The following is a 15,208-nucleotide window of genomic DNA, read 5'->3' as shown; positions in this document are numbered from 1 at the left end:
AGGCCTTGGTTTCCACTCAGACTCACTGCGGTGAGTTTTTTTATGCACCCTTGTTTTGCTCGGCTGATGTAGTCTGTTTCGATCTCAAACCAACACATCAACCATAAATGATAAGGTATTGCCCACACCATAACCAATCGCCAACAAACTACCAATCCAAATCAGACCACCGGTCACGTTGTACCACATAAAAGTCGCCAAGCTCATATGCCCTGCGCCCGCAGCAAAAGGCGCGAAAGAACGCACAAAAGGAATAAAACGTGCCACTAAAATGGTTTTACCGCCATGCTTTAAGAAATATTGATTGGTCTTCATCATATATTCGGGTTTCAGCCAACGTGAATGCTGATGGGCAAATTTAAAGCCCAGCTTCTGACCGGTATAATAATTGACGATATAACCCAATACCGCAGCAATCATCATCAAAATACCCATGGTGTGGATATGGATTAAATCCGAGCTGGAACATAAGGCACCAATGGCAATCAGTAAACTGTCACCCGGCAAAAAGAACATAAAAACGAAGCCCGTTTCTGCAAAAATAATCAGAAAAAGAATCGCATAAATCCAAAGGCCGTATTCTGCAAGCAGTACGGGCAATAATTGTTCTAGATGGAGAAAAAAATCAATCATTGTCACCTATCCGTGCAATGAACTGCGTACTATCTTTCATCATACTCAATTGCTTACCTATTCATTTCAAAAGAAAAACTCCCTCATTTTGGGCAAATAGGGAGCTCATCTTTTGTCTATTCTTGCTGCAATCTAAACGATTTTTCTATTTCAAGAAACCATTTTGTGCCAAAAAGTCTAAACTAATTTTAGATTGTGGGGTAGTTTCCGCAGCTTTGTCACCCATCATCAGACGTTCAATGTAGCGTGCTAACACATCCACTTCAAGGTTCACTTGACTCCCTGCCTTCCACGTTCCAATGTTGGTTCGTTCAGCCGTATGCGGAATTAAATTGAGGCTTAAAATACGCCCACGCAAATGATTAATGGTTAAACTGATCCCATCGACCGTGATCGAGCCTTTTTCTGCCAAGTAACGTGCAATCTCGGCTGGCGCAGTCACTTCAAAATAAAGCGAGCGTGCATCTTCACGCACAACGGTGATTTCACCCACAGCATCGACATGACCTGACACAATGTGTCCACCAAAACGTGTAGTGGGCAACATCGCCTTTTCCACATTTACACGTTGGCCAACTTTCCAGTGGGTCAGTGTGGTTCGGTTCAAACTTTCACGTGAGACATCGGCAGCATACCAGTGCTCACCCCAGTCAATCACTGTGAGGCAAATGCCATTGGTGGCAATCGAGTCACCCAAATGTACATCTGACATATCAAGATCCGTACCAATGCGTAACCGCACATCGCCACCGACATTTTGTACGCTTTCAACCGTGCCTAGACTTTCGATGATCCCTGTAAACATTTCTGATTTCTACCTCTATATTTTTACCACAGCGCCAACTGTGTCGTGACCCCAGATGTATCGACTCCACCCAATTCGGCATAATGGTACAACTGTCCCAGTAGCTGACGAATTGGCGGACCTGACTTGGCATGGGTATCAGTGATCACAATAAACTCTAACACACGCGCACGCTCAGACTGACGCTGTTTACTCACGCGATAACGCGGTACATCCTGCGTTAATAAAGTCACGCGACCTCGCTCCAAATTGGCTTTGAGCAAGTCCCCCGCTTCAATATTACCATCGGTTGAATAACTGGTCAGAATGTAACGTGCATTGATGGTGGACAGTAATTTCTCGTATGCTTCTTTAGCATACTTTGACGAGTTATAAGGGCTCGGACGCTCTTTGCGCCACGCACGGTCAATTCCGCTTTTAAAGCCTTTGGTGTCTGGTGTCGGCAAATCCACCTGATCCCATAGTGTTAAAGCATTTAAAACATGATAGTTACTGCTGTAGGCATGTTGGTTATAGGGTGGATCTAGATAAGCTACATCGACCTCAAAACTGCTCATTTGATTTGCCAAATGCTGTGCATCGACACACCACATTTCAGCCATCGGATTCTTTTGCTTATTATCACCCACTTCACTAAAACGACTTGGAGTTAACCACAACAAGGATTCAATCCGCTCTAGCGCTGTTTGGGTTTTACCGCCCCAACCGTGGTGGAAACTTTTAAAGACGCCGGAAGTATTGCTGACAAAACTGGCTGAATAAAGTAAAGGTGCCAGTAAAGCAGACATCTCTACATCATCGATTGCCCCTTGTGCCTGCCATGTGGCAATTTGCTGACGAATCGCATCGATGCGCATGCCGTTGCGACGTTTGAAGAACAAACGATCTCGGCTTGGATCATAGATCTCATCATTTCGCGGACACAGATTATGCGTCACCCAGCCCTTAACTTCAGGCAAGCGGTTTAAATAATCAATGGCTTTTTGATAACCACCCAACTCTTTAAATGCAGGCGCTTCGGTACAAGCCAAAATGGCATGGTTCAGCGCATGGCTATACGGCTCCCAGTCATTGGCAATCACGCGATAACCATTTTGACGCGCCAAACGCGAGACCACGCCCGAACCTGCAAAGAAGTCAGCAAAAATAGGCGCACGACCATCTGCACGGTTTAAAGTCCCTGTACTCTCGAGTGCCTCTAAAATCAGATGCAACAGACGGCGCTTATTCCCCAAATAAGGAACAAGTTGATGAAATAGATATTCATCGGTGGTACGTGCCGCGTGACGACGTTTATGATAAACCGTAGACTCTGAACTCATAATGACTCTTGAGAAGGGGTAAGCGTTAAGCGCACATCATCACCCAATTGTGTGACATCCATAAGCTTAAAGCGGAGTTGCTCTGCCATCTGAGAAAACTCAGCATTGAACATTGCACGTGCAGACTGACCCAATAAGGTCGGTGCTACATAACTAATCATTTCATCGACCAACTTCTCTTGTAAAAAAGCCGTCGATAACGTTGCACCTGCTTCAACCATGACATCGTAAATCTGATGCGATTGAACCAACTGCTTTAATAACTGATCTAAAGGCTGTACAGCAAACTGTAGCACGCCTAAATCAGCCAATGCTTGCCTATAAGGCCCCATCACCATCACGGTATCCGGCTGCTGTAAAATTTGGGCCGTCAGCGGCAAGCGTCCTTGACGGTCTAACACCAGACGTTTCGGTTGTACAACCATTGTCAGATCCGCAACACCCTGAAGCTGTCTAACATTGAGCTGAGGATCATCGGCCAGTATGGTTTCAATGCCCGTGATCACGACACCAGAAATGGCACGAAAATGCTGAACATCTAAACGTGCCGCTGGGCCTGTAATCCATTTTGACTCACCCGAAGCCATCGCCGTTCGACCATCTAAACTAGAGGCAACTTTTAAACGTACATAAGGCATGCCAGTAGCCATGGCTTTTAAAAAGCCAGCATTCAACTGATGTGCTTCGGTTTGACAAATACCGACATCGACCTCAATGCCTGCTTCTTTTAAAATTTGTACCCCTTTACCGGCCACCAAGGGGTTAGGATCTGGACAGGCAATCACAACACGCGCCACACCTGCCTCGACCAACCCTTTGGCACACGGCGGTGTACGCCCATAATGTGCACACGGTTCTAAAGTGACATAAGCCGTTGCGCCTTGAGTCTGTTCACCCGCTGCACGCATGGCAAAAACTTCTGCATGGGGTTGACCTGCTTTAGGATGGTAACCCGTCCCCAGCAACTGCCCATCTTTGACAATGACACAGCCTACATTTGGATTTGGCTTGGTGCTGTATTGACCTTGCAGTGCTAAAGCAATCGCTTGTTTCATCCAAGCTTGGTCAGCTTGTAAAGCACTAGACTGTAATTCAGACATGGATGCCAACTCGCTTAATGTTCACGTTGTTGCATTTGTTCAATTTGGTGACGAAAGGCATCGACATCTTGAAAGTCTTGATAGACCGATGCAAAACGCACATACGCAACATGATCCAACGAAAATAAAGATTGCATGACAATTTCACCAATGGTGCGTGATTTCACATCACGCTCACCTAAACGGCGGATTTGCAGCTGAATATCGCTTAAGACGGTTTCAATTTGCTCTTGTGTCACGGGACGTTTTTGTAAAGCATGCATCAAGGAACGACGCAATTTTGCTTCATCAAAAGGTTCACTTTTGCCATCCGACTTGATCACACGAGGCATGACCACTTCATAACTTTCAAAGGTTGTGAATCGTTCACCACAACTAATACATTCACGACGACGACGAATTTGACAACCTTCAGCGGCCAAACGTGAGTCGATCACTTTACTGTCTTCAGCGTTGCAAAATGGACAATGCATAGTGGTTAAATTGAACAAATTTGAATGGTTTTAGAGTGTAGCAAAAATTCGGTGTTTTGTAGAGTTTTACGCTAGATATAGAAAAAAAACAGCCCTTTCGGGCTGTTTCACACAATATATTGATTATACTGTTTATTTATTATTCTATTGATTAGTCCACGCGTTCGCCATGTTGGCTCAAGTCTAGGCCCATACGTTCATCATCAGATTCAACGCGAATTCCAATCACTAGATCAATCACTTTTAAGATAATGAAGGTTAATACTGCTGAGTATGCGATCGTTGCCAATACCCCTTCAACTTGAACCCAAAGTTGATGCATCACATCACTTGGTGCTTTGTCGCCCATGATGAAGTCGCTGGCAAAGAATGCTGTTAAGATTGCACCGACAATACCACCCACACCGTGTAAACCAAACGCATCTAAAGAGTCATCGGCTTTTAAAGCACGTTTCAAGGCACTGATACCCCAGAAGCACACCACACCACCGATTAAACCCATCGCCAGTGCACCGCCGACAGTCACAAACCCTGCTGCTGGTGTAATCACTACAAGACCAGCAACCGCACCAGATGCAGCACCGAGTACTGAACCTTTACCACGTGCAACTTTTTCAGTAATTAACCAAGAGATTGCCGCTGCTGCTGCTGCTACTTGAGTCACAAGCAATGCATAACCTGCTGAGCCGTTTGCGCCCAATGCAGAACCCCCGTTGAAACCAAACCAGCCTACCCACAGTAGGCTTGCACCCACAACGGTTAATGCCAAGTTGTGTGGAGCCATTGATTCACGACCTAAGCCCATACGTTTACCAAGCATATATGCAGCAACCAAACCTGCCACACCTGAGTTGATGTGTACAACGGTACCGCCGGCAAAGTCGAGTGCGCCATCATTTGCTAACCAACCACCGCCCCATACCCAGTGAGTAATTGGTGCATAGACCACGACTACCCAAATCGAGATGAAAGCGATAAATGCGCCGAATTTCATCCGTTCTGCAATTGAACCACTAATAATGGCAACGGTAATGATGGCAAAGGTCATTTGGAAAATAACGAATAGAACTTCAGGAATCGTCCCTGTGAGTGCATCTGTGGTAATCCCAGTCAGCATGAACTTATCTAAGCCACCAATAAAGGCATTGCCCTCACCAAAGGCCAATGTATAACCAATGATGACCCATGCAATACTTACCACTGCTGCAGCAACAAAGCTATGTGCCATAGTACTTAAGACGTTTTTCTTACGAACCATACCGCCGTAGAATAACGCTAAACCTGGAATGGTCATTAATAAAACCAGTGCTGTGGAGACTAAAATCCACGCCGTATCACCTGTATCTAATGTTGGTTCTTCTTCTGCAGGTGCGGGTGCTTCTACTGGAGCAGCAACGGCTTCAACCGCTGGAGCAGCCACATCCGTTGTTTCAACCACTGTGACTTGTTCTGATGGCGTTGGCGCTGTTGCTGCTTCTTCAGCCCAAGCAACAGAACCACCTAAAAGTGCGCCAGATAAGCTCAGCGCGAATAGCATCTTTTTCATTCGTATCCCCCAACCTAATTTGTGCGAGTTATGTGTTACTCAGCAAACTTCATGCCAAATTAAACGGCATCGGCACCTGTTTCACCTGTACGGATACGGATGACTTGCTCTAAATTTGTGACGAAAATTTTACCGTCGCCAATTTTTCCGGTACTAGCCACACGTGTGATTGACTCAATCACCGCGTCGACCATTTCATCACTGATCGCGATTTCGATTTTTACTTTTGGTAAGAAATCAACAACATATTCAGCGCCACGATAAAGTTCAGTATGACCTTTTTGACGACCAAAGCCTTTGACTTCAGTTACCGTGATCCCTTGAACACCAATTTCAGACAGTGCTTCACGCACATCATCCAATTTAAACGGTTTTACAATTGCAGTTACGAGCTTCATGTTTGTTTTCCTTCGGCTTATTTCACCAGTAAGGTTTTATGTTCAAATTTCATGCCAAAAATTCTTAGGTTGGGGGGAAAAGAAAGTCTGACATGAGTTTTCTTTATACCCTATTCTATACATTTAAATGCGTTTTGAGCTTCAAAATTCAGGTTTTTTAGTCGAAGATTTATGATTTTTTTACAATCGATGAAATCATATTTCATCTGAAAGGCTATAGAGTCAGAAGCAGCAATGGTACACTGCTGTCACGTCTCCAACTGTTGGATATAGAAATGATTGAAACTTTATTACAAGCCATACTGGAACAAGTCGAACAACCTAAACAAGACTTAGAACATAATTTACGCGCACTGCTCAATGAAGCAGTCACCAAGATGGATTTGGTTTCCAAAGATGAAATTGAACGTCAACGTACTGCACTGAATAATGCCAATTTGCGTTTAAATGACTTATTGAAACAAGTGGAAGCTTTAGAGTTACGCATCCAGAACAAAAAATGAGCACCTGTTTGGTGCAATAAAAGACGCATAACGAATTAAAATAATGCACTATAATGGAACAAAAGATGTCTTTTGCCAAAATTTACACTCGAGCTTTGCTCGGTTTACACGCACCTTCGGTTGAAGTTGAAGTTCATCTGAGCCAAGGACTACCGTTATTTAAAACCTACTTAAACCTACTTACGTGGGTTTAATGTTTAATTCCTACTTCATCATCAAGAACCAATTGCTATTGCGCTTGGGATTACCTCAATTCCATAGGCTGTCACGGTGTAACTCACCGCCATTGGTGGCTTATGTAGCCACCAATTCTTTATCTGCATGTTTTAGAATATTGATGGCAGCATTAATATCCCTGTGATGCAGGGTGTTACATGAACATCGCCACTCACGCATTGCAAGTGTCAGGTTTTGGTTTAATTCACCACAATTCGAACACATCTTGCTGCTTGGAAAGAATCGTCCAACAGAAAGTATTGATTTGCCATGCTGTTTAGCCTTGTAAATCAACTGTCGCTTGAACTCATAAAAGCCCATATCCGATATGGCTCTTGAGAGCTTACGGTTTTGTACCATACCTTTCACATTTAAATCCTCAATCGCAATCAGATCGAATCGCTTAACTAAATCAGATGTGACTTGATGAAGATTGTTTTTTCTCAAGCATGATATTTTGTAGTGCAAACGAGAGAGCTTGGTTTTCGCTTTTTCTCTGTTTTGACTACCTTTCTTTTTACGGCTAAAAGACTTAGCAAGTCGTCTTAACTTGGCAAGCTGTTTCTTTAGTGGCGCACTTGATGGAACAACCTCGCCATTAGATAAAGTGGCAAGACTGGAAACACCTAAATCAATACCAACAGATAAACCTGTTTTGGGGTGAAGTTTCTCAGGCTGATTTAATTCAACAGCAATCGAAGCAAACCACTTACCACCCTGTTTAAATATTTTCGCTGATAATATTTTTCCTTGATAACGCAAATCCTCAGTCATTTTTACCCAACCCAAGTTTGGGATACTAATTTTTCTATCTTTAATGCTGAATTGGTCATTTGATAATGAGAAGCGATCATCTACGCCTTTTTTTCTAGGCTTTGGATATTTGGATTGACCATTAAAAAAACGATCAAATGAACTACCCAATTGCTTAATCGCAAGTTGTGGCGCACATTTGGTCACTTTAAGCATGAAAGGGTATTTCTCACGCTTGAACGAGTTTAAGTGCTTTCTTATTTTAGCTTCGGATGGTTTATTTAGAAGTTTTTTATCCACCTGAACGCCATAATAGTCACACTGATCTCTATATTCCTTATCTGCTTTATATTGACGTTGCCATTCTTTTAAAGCCCAATTATACGACAAACGAGCAACACCACTCGCTTGAGCGAAATGACTTGCTTGCTTATTATTTGGCAGTAATTGGATTACATGCCCTCGTATGAATCGGCTCATAGTGCGTCTTTGACTGCCTGTATTAACTTTTGGTTTTTCTTACTACGACTACCATATAATCTTGCCGAAAACACTGTAATGATTTCCAAAACATCTTGAGCAAGTTCTTCCTCAAAAGACAAATTTTCACCCTTATTAAGAATGACGATCTCCACGCTTTTAGCTTCACATAAGGCAAAAACCAACTCAGCACCAAACCGCAATAAGCGATCTTTATGCGTTAAAACCAAACGTCCGATTTCATCATTCATGATTGCTTCTAGCAGCTTATTTAAGCCTTTTTTTCTATAGTTCATACCCGAACCAAGATCGGAGATTAATTCAAACGTCCAACCTTGATTTGCACAGTACATTTCAAGAACTTGTTGCTGTCGAATTAAATCTTCTTTTTGGTCATGACTCGATACCCTTGCGTATGCAATGGTTTTCCTTTGAAGTTGACTATCGGGCTTGTGTATTTGCTCAGGCGTGATCTTACTCAGATCATATCGTCTATGATTTTTAGGGGTTCGATCTGCAACCAAAGTGCCTTCTTCATCCCAACGCCTTAATGTTTGAATGGAAACACCTAATGTTTTAGCTGCAACGCTAATGCTTACATATTTACTCATGTTGTATATAATAGTATAGAAATAAGTAGATTTCAATTAGCAGTTACAAACCCTCTTTAACCATTGTGGGGCTTCCTGAAGCAGCCGTTCGGGAAAGCAAAGATCGGGTGCGCTCCGCCATTATCAATAGTGGCTTTCAGTTTCCGACTAAACGCCTCACCATTAACCTTGCACCCGCAGACCTGCCCAAAGACAGTTCACGGTTGGATTTGCCTATTGCACTGGGTATTTTAATTGCCTCTGGTCAGCTCCCCGAACAAGGAACTGAAAATTTTGAATTTATAGGTGAGTTGGCACTTGATGGGCAACTGCGACCAATTTCAGGTACTTTAAGTATTGCGATTGCCTGCCAGCAAGCTGGCCATCAACTGATTTTACCTGAGGCCAATGCGCAAGAAGCCTCTCAACTACCAGATTTCCAAGTCTTTCCCGCACAGCATTTAAAACAAGTTTGTGATCATTTAAACCAAGCTTTACCTTTATCAGCACATCAAACATCGAATATGCATCCACAGTATCACTCTGGTTTAGATTTAAGTGATGTAAAAGGACAACTCCGTCCACGACGTGCATTAGAAATAGCGGCAGCGGGTGGTCACTCTATCCTGTTTCGTGGCCCACCAGGCACAGGCAAAACGCTTTTGGCTTCACGTTTGGCCAGCATCTTACCTCCACTCAATACGCAAGAAAATTTAGAAGTTGCGAGTATCTATTCTATTTCAGGTGCTAGCCATCATTTTGGCCAGCGGCCATTTCGCGCACCACACCATACAGCGTCTGCGATCGCACTGGTTGGCGGTGGCTGTCATTTACAAACAACTATGCGACATTCCAAACAACTATGCGACTTAGAAAATGGAAGCGATAATATATTGAGAGAAAAACAGTTTTGCACTGTTGTTCTCTCATTTCCTATTTAGTTCACCAAGAGGTTAAATTAGAATAATAGTCTGGTTGGCCTATACCATGATTAAGAAAAGTTTCTTCAGTTTTAAGCACTCTATCAAGCAATCTTTTTTTCAATGCTTCATTAGCATTCATATGTAGAAATTGCATTGCAAACACCTGTAACATGCCATTAAGGGTCAGCAATATACTTTCAATATCCTCATAGGCACAGACAGGTTGTTTACCTTTAAATAGCACATTCAGTAGCTCACCACGACCATGTGTGAAAGTTGAATACTTCTCGTACAAAGCTTTACCTTGCTTTGTGAATTGCTTGAAGTGTTTATGAAAATCTCCATTGTCTGGGTCTTCAAAATTATCTAAAGCTGTACTCATCTGAAAAAAACTAGCAAAGTCTTTTGGTTGAGTAATTAACGTTTCAACATCTGTCCCTTTAGGCTGTTCTATAAACTCTAAATAAAAACACCTAACATATATTTCTAGCATCGTACGAGCTACGACGACAGCGGAGGAAAAATGATCTTCTTTCATAAGTAATTTAAAGGAAAGATAATGTGTTTGGAACAACTGAAAATATGCTCTATTAATACGCTGATATTGATCATCCTCGTCTATCTGAACTGAAGCTGAAATTTTATTTACTTCATTCTGAGTCTTATCAAGCTCTCTGATTATAAAGTGAATACGTTTTTTTCCATCCTTATTCAAGTTCATCTTCATTTTAAATCCTTTATTTAATTACACTCTGGGAGAAAAGGAGGCAATCGTCCTTAAACCTAATTTTAGCAAGAATAAATCACTTTAGAATTCCCTCCAAATGGTCAAATATTTAATAAAAATACATTTTCTAAATAATCGAAAGTCAAACTGCCCCTTATAAGAACACTGATCATCCTCCATCTTTACCCAAATATTTTAATGCTCAAATTTTGACATAAAATTCTATAGCGAAATTAAAATCTTTCAAATAGAATGTAAAATCAAAAACACTATATGTTGTGCTAAAAACCAAAATGACCACTACATAAAGCAATGTAAGATAAAAAAGAAACAATTTAGGAATAATTTTAAGAAAAATTTGCATAAGCTTTTTTGTTCAGTTATCATTCGATTAACTTGATCTGTAAGTCAATGATCTTGGAGGTGAATATGACTAATTTCAATCCTGACATGCTTAGTATTGCACGAAACTTTCGTGGTCTTAGTCAAACTGAACTAATTGCTGAAATGGGACAGTCTATTACCCAGGCTTCATTATCTAAAATTGAAAGTGGGGACTTAAAACCCTCCGATGAAGTTATCCATAATCTATCCAATGCCCTACATTTCCCTATACGATTTTTCGAACATATTGAAAAGCTAAATGCACTGCCAATTAGTTTGCATGCATACAGAAAAAAAAGCTCTACCACAGCTAAAGCATTGAGCCGCATGAATGCTGAAATGATGTTAAAAATGGGCCATGTACAAACATTAGAATTATTCACAAATGTGCCAAAAAGAAAAAACTCCTTACCAACTTTTAAAATTGGCCTAGATGTAAACACTCCTCAAGAAGCGGCTAAAAAGCTTAGATCATTGTGGGCGTTAGGAAATGAACCTCTTGAAAACCTAACTGCCACTGTGGAAGATGCTGGGGTTTTAGTCTTTTTATGCGACTTTAAAGATAATAATGTTGATGGCGTATCCTTAAAAATGCATGGTGTGTCTCCATGCGTATTTCTAAATGCAAACCAGCCAAATGATAGAATACGCTTCACATTAGCACATGAGCTTGGGCATTTGGTCCTCCATGAAGAGCCATCTGAGTTTATGGAAAAAGAAGCAAATGACTTTGCTGCCGAATTCTTAATGCCAGAAGAAAAAATTATTGATCAATTAGGTTCAACCAATTTAGCTCATTATCTAAGACTTAAAAAGGAATGGAAAACCTCAATGGCGGCCTTAATCTATAGGGCGTCAGAGTTAGGAACTATAACTTCAAGTCAAAGTGCCAATTTATGGCGGCAAATGGCTATGCGTGGTTATCGTAAAGTTGAACCAAATGAATTGGATCGAGAAGCGACATATAGAGTAGCTTCAATGCTCTTTGACTATGCAATAGATGCAAAAAAAACATCAGCATCTGTCATTAGTGAGTTATCTCAATTATTTGACTTATATGAAGATGACTTTAAAAAACTATATTATTTTGACCTAGATTCAATGGAGACTATTGAGATGGTTTCATAAATTAAAAAGCCGACTCTATTGGGTAGAGTCGGCTTGATAGATTTTCACACAGGAAAGGCATATGGCTCTAAGCCCTACGCATACCTCATGTTAGATCTGGCTGTCAGAACCCCATTCTAACATTTAGGCCCGTAAATCTCAAGATTTACCCGCTTATTTTGGTATGCGCCCTGAAAAACGAGCCGCCAAAATAGGAGGGCTAACAATGCCTACCGAAAATCAAGACTTCGTGTTTTGTAAATCTTATCGCCATAAATCTGGAAAAATTATTGTCCATCCAACTGGATATTTTAAATTTCCCAGAACTCGGCCATTGAAAGAAGAAAAGGATACTATCCGTAATAAAAAATCGGATGATCCTGATAACTCAAACTCAATATCGTAAACACGGTTAAATAACCTACTGCTATGCAACAAAGTCCACAGTAGTAGGTTACTTAATTTTTCTGATCGCACTTAATTTTATGCCCCATTTTAGTACATGGGCTCAGAGAGAATTATGACAACTCAACAGCAGTTTCTTGACCTACTTTCCGATATTGAACCATCTACAACAACGGTTAATGATTGTTCAAGCGCACATAATACGCTTCGTGATGCTTTAAAAGTGCATAATGAATTCAGCAAAGTACATGTGCATACGTTCTTATCAGGTTCTTATAAAAGAAATACGGCAGTACGTCCGACTACTATAGGCGGTATCACACAAAGACCAGATGTAGATATTATTGCCCTTACAAATCACACAATTAACGATAATCCTCAAATTGTCCTTGATGCAGTACATACAGCATTAAAGGATATTGGATATACCGATCTTACCGTTAACCGTCGTTCAGTAAATGTTAAGTTGAAAAAAGTTGATATGGATGTTGTCCCTATCATTTCAGATGGATATGGTGGCTATCTGATTCCAGACATTCATCTTGAAGAATGGCTAGTTACCAACCCTCCAGCCCATACCGAGTGGACTGTTGAGGTGAATAAAAATGCAAATGGGCGATTTAAGCCTCTTGTGAAGCTATTTAAATGGTGGCGTCGTGAGAACTTGTCTGATTTAAAACGACCAAAAGGATTCATTTTAGAATGTCTAGTTGCCAAGCATATGAATTACTACGAATCCAACTATGAAAAGTTGTTTGTTTATCTTTTAGAAACAATCAGGGATTCTTATGGGATTTATGCGTCACTAGGCATAATTCCACATTTAGAAGATCCTGGTGTTGCAGGCAATAATGTTTTTTCTGCGGTCACAGCAGATGAGTTCAAAACCTTTTATGAAAAGGTAAAAGAACAAGCTGCTATTGCACGAAATGCCTTAAATGAAACAGATGATGATAAAGCATTAGCTCTATGGCGGCAGGTCTTGGGTAATCGTTTTCCACGTTCGGCATCACACAAAAGTGCAAATTCTGCTGATATGGCCAGCTCTTTAATCCGTTCAGCTTTAGGTGCAGGATTAACATTTCCATCAACCCCTGTTTATCCAAATAAACCAGGAGGCTTTGCGTAATGGAACTGCTAAAAACACCATTAGAACGCTTGATTCAAGAACGGCAGTTATTGACCGATCTTGAAAATGAGGAAAACAGTTTTAAGATTCAGGAGTGGAACTCAACAGGCACTAATGAACTGCATTTAAACTTCTCTCTCAAGATAGGAACTATAGATTTTAATGGTGTTTTAGTATATCCAGAGCTTTTCCCAGAGCTACCAGCATATATACGCCCACAAAAATCTGGTGAAAGATGGAGTATCTTGCACCAGTACGGTGGTTCAGGAGTGCTGTGTCTAGAATACGGTCCAGATAATTGGAATACCAATATCAGTGGAGTGGAACTAATTAGAAGTGCCCGGATTCTTTTATTAACAGACGCAATGACTGTATTGGAGATGGATGTAGAACCTGTGCCATCTAGGCATTCTGAAACAATAGGTCAAAAATTAAGAGGTATTTCAGAAAGGTTCATTGGAACACCAATGTTACGTCACATACTATTGGGTAGTGACCCTGAAAAAATGGACTTTAAGGTTGCCATCTCAAGCTTTCGGGACAAGACCGTTATTGTTCCAACAAATATTCAGAACAAACCTCTACCTGACATCGTCCCATCATTTTCTAATGAAAGATTTGAATTGTCTGGATGGGCAATAAGAGTTGATTCTGTTCCTTTATTAAAGGAATCTGTAAATGATCGACTTTCGTTAGAATCCTCTTTAGGCAATTTATGGCCTACTCAGGAGGAATTCACAAGTTCCATAAAGCCTCTATTGTTATATGACTTAAATGGTAACTTGGAACTATTCTTAATTAATAATACAGCACCACTTTTCGTAAGTTATCCAGCTATTAATCTACATGATGATCAGAATCAAAGATTGCCAGCACAATTTAGCAATACCAATGATGCAAAGATAGTAATCGTTGGTCTTGGATCGTTAGGAAGTAAAATTGCAATTTCACTGGCACGGTCTGGCTGTAAAAACTTTCTACTTATTGATGATGATATTCTGGCACCCCAGAATCTTGTCCGTAATGAACTCAACTGGTTAGATGTTGGCTTTGCTAAAACCCATGCTGTTGAAAGAGCATTAAAACGAACTGCATTAGACATGCAAGTTGAAACGTATGAAATGCAAATCGGTGGGCAGGAAAATCCTCATTTAAATTCCAATATCGCTAATGCTATTGCCACATGTAATCTGATTATTGATGCGACAGCAAATACACATACTTTCTTAACATTAGCTGCAATTGCTAAAAGAAAACATATTGCAATGGTATGGGGTGAAATCTTTGGTGGCGGTGGTGGAGCAATGATGGCCCGTAGTCGCCCAACGTTAGATGCCTCCCCCTTAGAACTTCGCAATCATATTCATGGTGTCTTACAAACGTTGGAACCAATCCCAGAAGGCAAAGTTAATAATTACGGCTTTCAAACACAAAACCAAACATATATTGCATCAGATGCAGATGTAACGGCTCTTGCAGCCTCTATGACGCAGTTCACATTAGATACTTTATGTACAATTGATGAGCAATCCTCTTATCCATATTCAGCATATTTAATAGGGTTCCGTAAATATTGGATATTTCAATGTCCTTTTGATACTCATCCTATCGATTGTTCAGGTGCTTTAGTAACAGAATCTCCTACGGATAAACAGATATCTGAAAGTGAAAATGGCAATTCTATTGAAGAGTCTGAACCGATGAAAGGTTAATA

General features: G+C 41.0%; 15 protein-coding genes and 2 pseudogenes. 7 read left to right on the top strand and 10 right to left on the bottom strand.

Going from position 1 to position 15,208, the window contains the following annotated elements; translation table 11 throughout:
• Nucleotides 1-84 precede the first annotated feature (84 nt).
• The 7 genes from AC4CVD_RS00900 to glnK all read right to left on the bottom strand — a co-directional run bounded on the left by AC4CVD_RS00900 (nucleotide 85) and on the right by glnK (nucleotide 6,277).
• On the bottom strand, nucleotides 85-633 hold the full coding sequence (locus AC4CVD_RS00900) for a VTT domain-containing protein (RefSeq protein WP_004692848.1): 549 nt from the start codon (nucleotides 631-633) through the stop codon (nucleotides 85-87).
• Between the two features lie 145 nt (nucleotides 634-778).
• Nucleotides 779-1,438, bottom strand: a complete 660-nt coding sequence (locus AC4CVD_RS00895; protein WP_004978564.1) for a riboflavin synthase — start codon at nucleotides 1,436-1,438, stop codon at nucleotides 779-781.
• Nucleotides 1,439-1,461: 23 nt separating this feature from the next.
• Nucleotides 1,462-2,760: a DNA adenine methylase gene (locus AC4CVD_RS00890; RefSeq protein ID WP_004692850.1), complete on the bottom strand. Its 1,299-nt coding sequence runs from the start codon at nucleotides 2,758-2,760 to the stop codon at nucleotides 1,462-1,464.
• Nucleotides 2,757-3,860 carry a bifunctional diaminohydroxyphosphoribosylaminopyrimidine deaminase/5-amino-6-(5-phosphoribosylamino)uracil reductase RibD gene (gene ribD, locus AC4CVD_RS00885; protein WP_419380955.1) on the bottom strand — a complete coding sequence of 368 codons (1,104 nt, stop codon included), beginning with the start codon at nucleotides 3,858-3,860 and terminating at the stop codon, nucleotides 2,757-2,759. Before ribD ends, AC4CVD_RS00890 begins: the two co-directional genes overlap by 4 nt.
• 14 nt (nucleotides 3,861-3,874) lie before the next feature.
• Nucleotides 3,875-4,333, bottom strand: coding sequence for a transcriptional regulator NrdR (gene nrdR / locus AC4CVD_RS00880; protein ID WP_004692852.1), 459 nt, complete (start codon nucleotides 4,331-4,333; stop codon nucleotides 3,875-3,877).
• Between the two features lie 151 nt (nucleotides 4,334-4,484).
• A complete protein-coding gene (locus tag AC4CVD_RS00875) occupies nucleotides 4,485-5,879 on the bottom strand; it encodes an ammonium transporter (RefSeq protein WP_058868720.1) in 1,395 nt (464 codons plus the stop codon).
• A 59-nt stretch (nucleotides 5,880-5,938) separates the two neighbouring features.
• Nucleotides 5,939-6,277 (bottom strand): P-II family nitrogen regulator, encoded by a 339-nt coding sequence (gene glnK, locus AC4CVD_RS00870; RefSeq protein WP_004281042.1) that lies wholly within the window; start codon nucleotides 6,275-6,277, stop codon nucleotides 5,939-5,941.
• Nucleotides 6,278-6,552: 275 nt separating this feature from the next.
• On the opposite strand from glnK, the gene AC4CVD_RS00865 reads away from it, so the two are divergent.
• Together AC4CVD_RS00865 and AC4CVD_RS00860 are read left to right on the top strand one after the other, a co-directional pair.
• Nucleotides 6,553-6,780 carry an accessory factor UbiK family protein gene (locus AC4CVD_RS00865; RefSeq protein ID WP_004692854.1) on the top strand — a complete coding sequence of 76 codons (228 nt, stop codon included), beginning with the start codon at nucleotides 6,553-6,555 and terminating at the stop codon, nucleotides 6,778-6,780.
• Between the two features lie 65 nt (nucleotides 6,781-6,845).
• Nucleotides 6,846-6,935, top strand: a pseudogene (locus tag AC4CVD_RS00860) (hypothetical protein); the annotation flags it as partial.
• A 139-nt stretch (nucleotides 6,936-7,074) separates the two neighbouring features.
• On the opposite strand, the gene AC4CVD_RS00855 reads toward AC4CVD_RS00860, so the two are convergent.
• On the bottom strand, nucleotides 7,075-8,229 hold the full coding sequence (locus tag AC4CVD_RS00855) for an RNA-guided endonuclease InsQ/TnpB family protein (protein WP_005402020.1): 1,155 nt from the start codon (nucleotides 8,227-8,229) through the stop codon (nucleotides 7,075-7,077).
• The gene (locus tag AC4CVD_RS00850) at nucleotides 8,226-8,840 is read right to left on the bottom strand and encodes an IS607 family transposase (RefSeq protein ID WP_005402019.1); all 615 of its coding nucleotides are present in this window, start codon (nucleotides 8,838-8,840) and stop codon (nucleotides 8,226-8,228) included. The genes AC4CVD_RS00855 and AC4CVD_RS00850 overlap by 4 nt, the downstream gene beginning before the upstream one ends.
• A gap of 44 nt (nucleotides 8,841-8,884) precedes the next feature.
• Between AC4CVD_RS00850 and AC4CVD_RS00845 the strand changes: the two are divergent.
• Nucleotides 8,885-9,649, top strand: a pseudogene (locus tag AC4CVD_RS00845) (YifB family Mg chelatase-like AAA ATPase); the annotation flags it as partial.
• A 112-nt stretch (nucleotides 9,650-9,761) separates the two neighbouring features.
• Here the strand turns inward: AC4CVD_RS00845 and AC4CVD_RS00840 are convergent.
• Nucleotides 9,762-10,469, bottom strand: coding sequence for a hypothetical protein (locus AC4CVD_RS00840; RefSeq protein WP_070074431.1), 708 nt, complete (start codon nucleotides 10,467-10,469; stop codon nucleotides 9,762-9,764).
• A gap of 429 nt (nucleotides 10,470-10,898) precedes the next feature.
• Here AC4CVD_RS00840 and AC4CVD_RS00835 point away from each other — a divergent pair, with 429 nt between their 5' ends.
• The 4 genes from AC4CVD_RS00835 to AC4CVD_RS00820 all read left to right on the top strand — a co-directional run bounded on the left by AC4CVD_RS00835 (nucleotide 10,899) and on the right by AC4CVD_RS00820 (nucleotide 15,206).
• The gene (locus AC4CVD_RS00835) at nucleotides 10,899-11,981 is read left to right on the top strand and encodes a helix-turn-helix domain-containing protein (RefSeq protein WP_490751720.1); all 1,083 of its coding nucleotides are present in this window, start codon (nucleotides 10,899-10,901) and stop codon (nucleotides 11,979-11,981) included.
• A 205-nt stretch (nucleotides 11,982-12,186) separates the two neighbouring features.
• Entirely contained in the window at nucleotides 12,187-12,366 is a 180-nt protein-coding gene (locus AC4CVD_RS00830; RefSeq protein ID WP_001141891.1) for a hypothetical protein, read from the top strand.
• 114 nt (nucleotides 12,367-12,480) lie between these two features.
• A complete protein-coding gene (locus AC4CVD_RS00825) occupies nucleotides 12,481-13,494 on the top strand; it encodes an SMODS domain-containing nucleotidyltransferase (protein ID WP_070074429.1) in 1,014 nt (337 codons plus the stop codon).
• Nucleotides 13,494-15,206, top strand: coding sequence for a ThiF family adenylyltransferase (locus AC4CVD_RS00820; protein ID WP_070074428.1), 1,713 nt, complete (start codon nucleotides 13,494-13,496; stop codon nucleotides 15,204-15,206). Before AC4CVD_RS00825 ends, AC4CVD_RS00820 begins: the two co-directional genes overlap by 1 nt.
• Nucleotides 15,207-15,208 lie beyond the last annotated feature (2 nt).

The organism is Acinetobacter sp. LipI_23 (genome assembly GCF_058243045.1).
Note: the sequence above shows the minus strand (reverse complement) of the source record. Positions and strands in the feature narration are given on the sequence as shown.

Bases quoted from the DNA above. Each gene is read 5' to 3' on its own strand.
- AC4CVD_RS00900 (WP_004692848.1), bottom strand. From the start codon at position 633: ATGATTGATTTTTTTCTCCATCTAGAACAATTATTGCCCGTACTGCTT.
- AC4CVD_RS00895 (WP_004978564.1), bottom strand. From the start codon at position 1,438: ATGTTTACAGGGATCATCGAAAGTCTAGGCACGGTTGAAAGCGTACAA.
- AC4CVD_RS00890 (WP_004692850.1), bottom strand. From the start codon at position 2,760: ATGAGTTCAGAGTCTACGGTTTATCATAAACGTCGTCACGCGGCACGT.
- ribD (WP_419380955.1), bottom strand. From the start codon at position 3,860: ATGTCTGAATTACAGTCTAGTGCTTTACAAGCTGACCAAGCTTGGATG.
- nrdR (WP_004692852.1), bottom strand. From the start codon at position 4,333: ATGCATTGTCCATTTTGCAACGCTGAAGACAGTAAAGTGATCGACTCA.
- AC4CVD_RS00875 (WP_058868720.1), bottom strand. From the start codon at position 5,879: ATGAAAAAGATGCTATTCGCGCTGAGCTTATCTGGCGCACTTTTAGGT.
- glnK (WP_004281042.1), bottom strand. From the start codon at position 6,277: ATGAAGCTCGTAACTGCAATTGTAAAACCGTTTAAATTGGATGATGTG.
- AC4CVD_RS00865 (WP_004692854.1), top strand. From the start codon at position 6,553: ATGATTGAAACTTTATTACAAGCCATACTGGAACAAGTCGAACAACCT.
- AC4CVD_RS00855 (WP_005402020.1), bottom strand. From the start codon at position 8,229: ATGAGCCGATTCATACGAGGGCATGTAATCCAATTACTGCCAAATAAT.
- AC4CVD_RS00850 (WP_005402019.1), bottom strand. From the start codon at position 8,840: ATGAGTAAATATGTAAGCATTAGCGTTGCAGCTAAAACATTAGGTGTT.
- AC4CVD_RS00840 (WP_070074431.1), bottom strand. From the start codon at position 10,469: ATGAAGATGAACTTGAATAAGGATGGAAAAAAACGTATTCACTTTATA.
- AC4CVD_RS00835 (WP_490751720.1), top strand. From the start codon at position 10,899: ATGACTAATTTCAATCCTGACATGCTTAGTATTGCACGAAACTTTCGT.
- AC4CVD_RS00830 (WP_001141891.1), top strand. From the start codon at position 12,187: ATGCCTACCGAAAATCAAGACTTCGTGTTTTGTAAATCTTATCGCCAT.
- AC4CVD_RS00825 (WP_070074429.1), top strand. From the start codon at position 12,481: ATGACAACTCAACAGCAGTTTCTTGACCTACTTTCCGATATTGAACCA.
- AC4CVD_RS00820 (WP_070074428.1), top strand. From the start codon at position 13,494: ATGGAACTGCTAAAAACACCATTAGAACGCTTGATTCAAGAACGGCAG.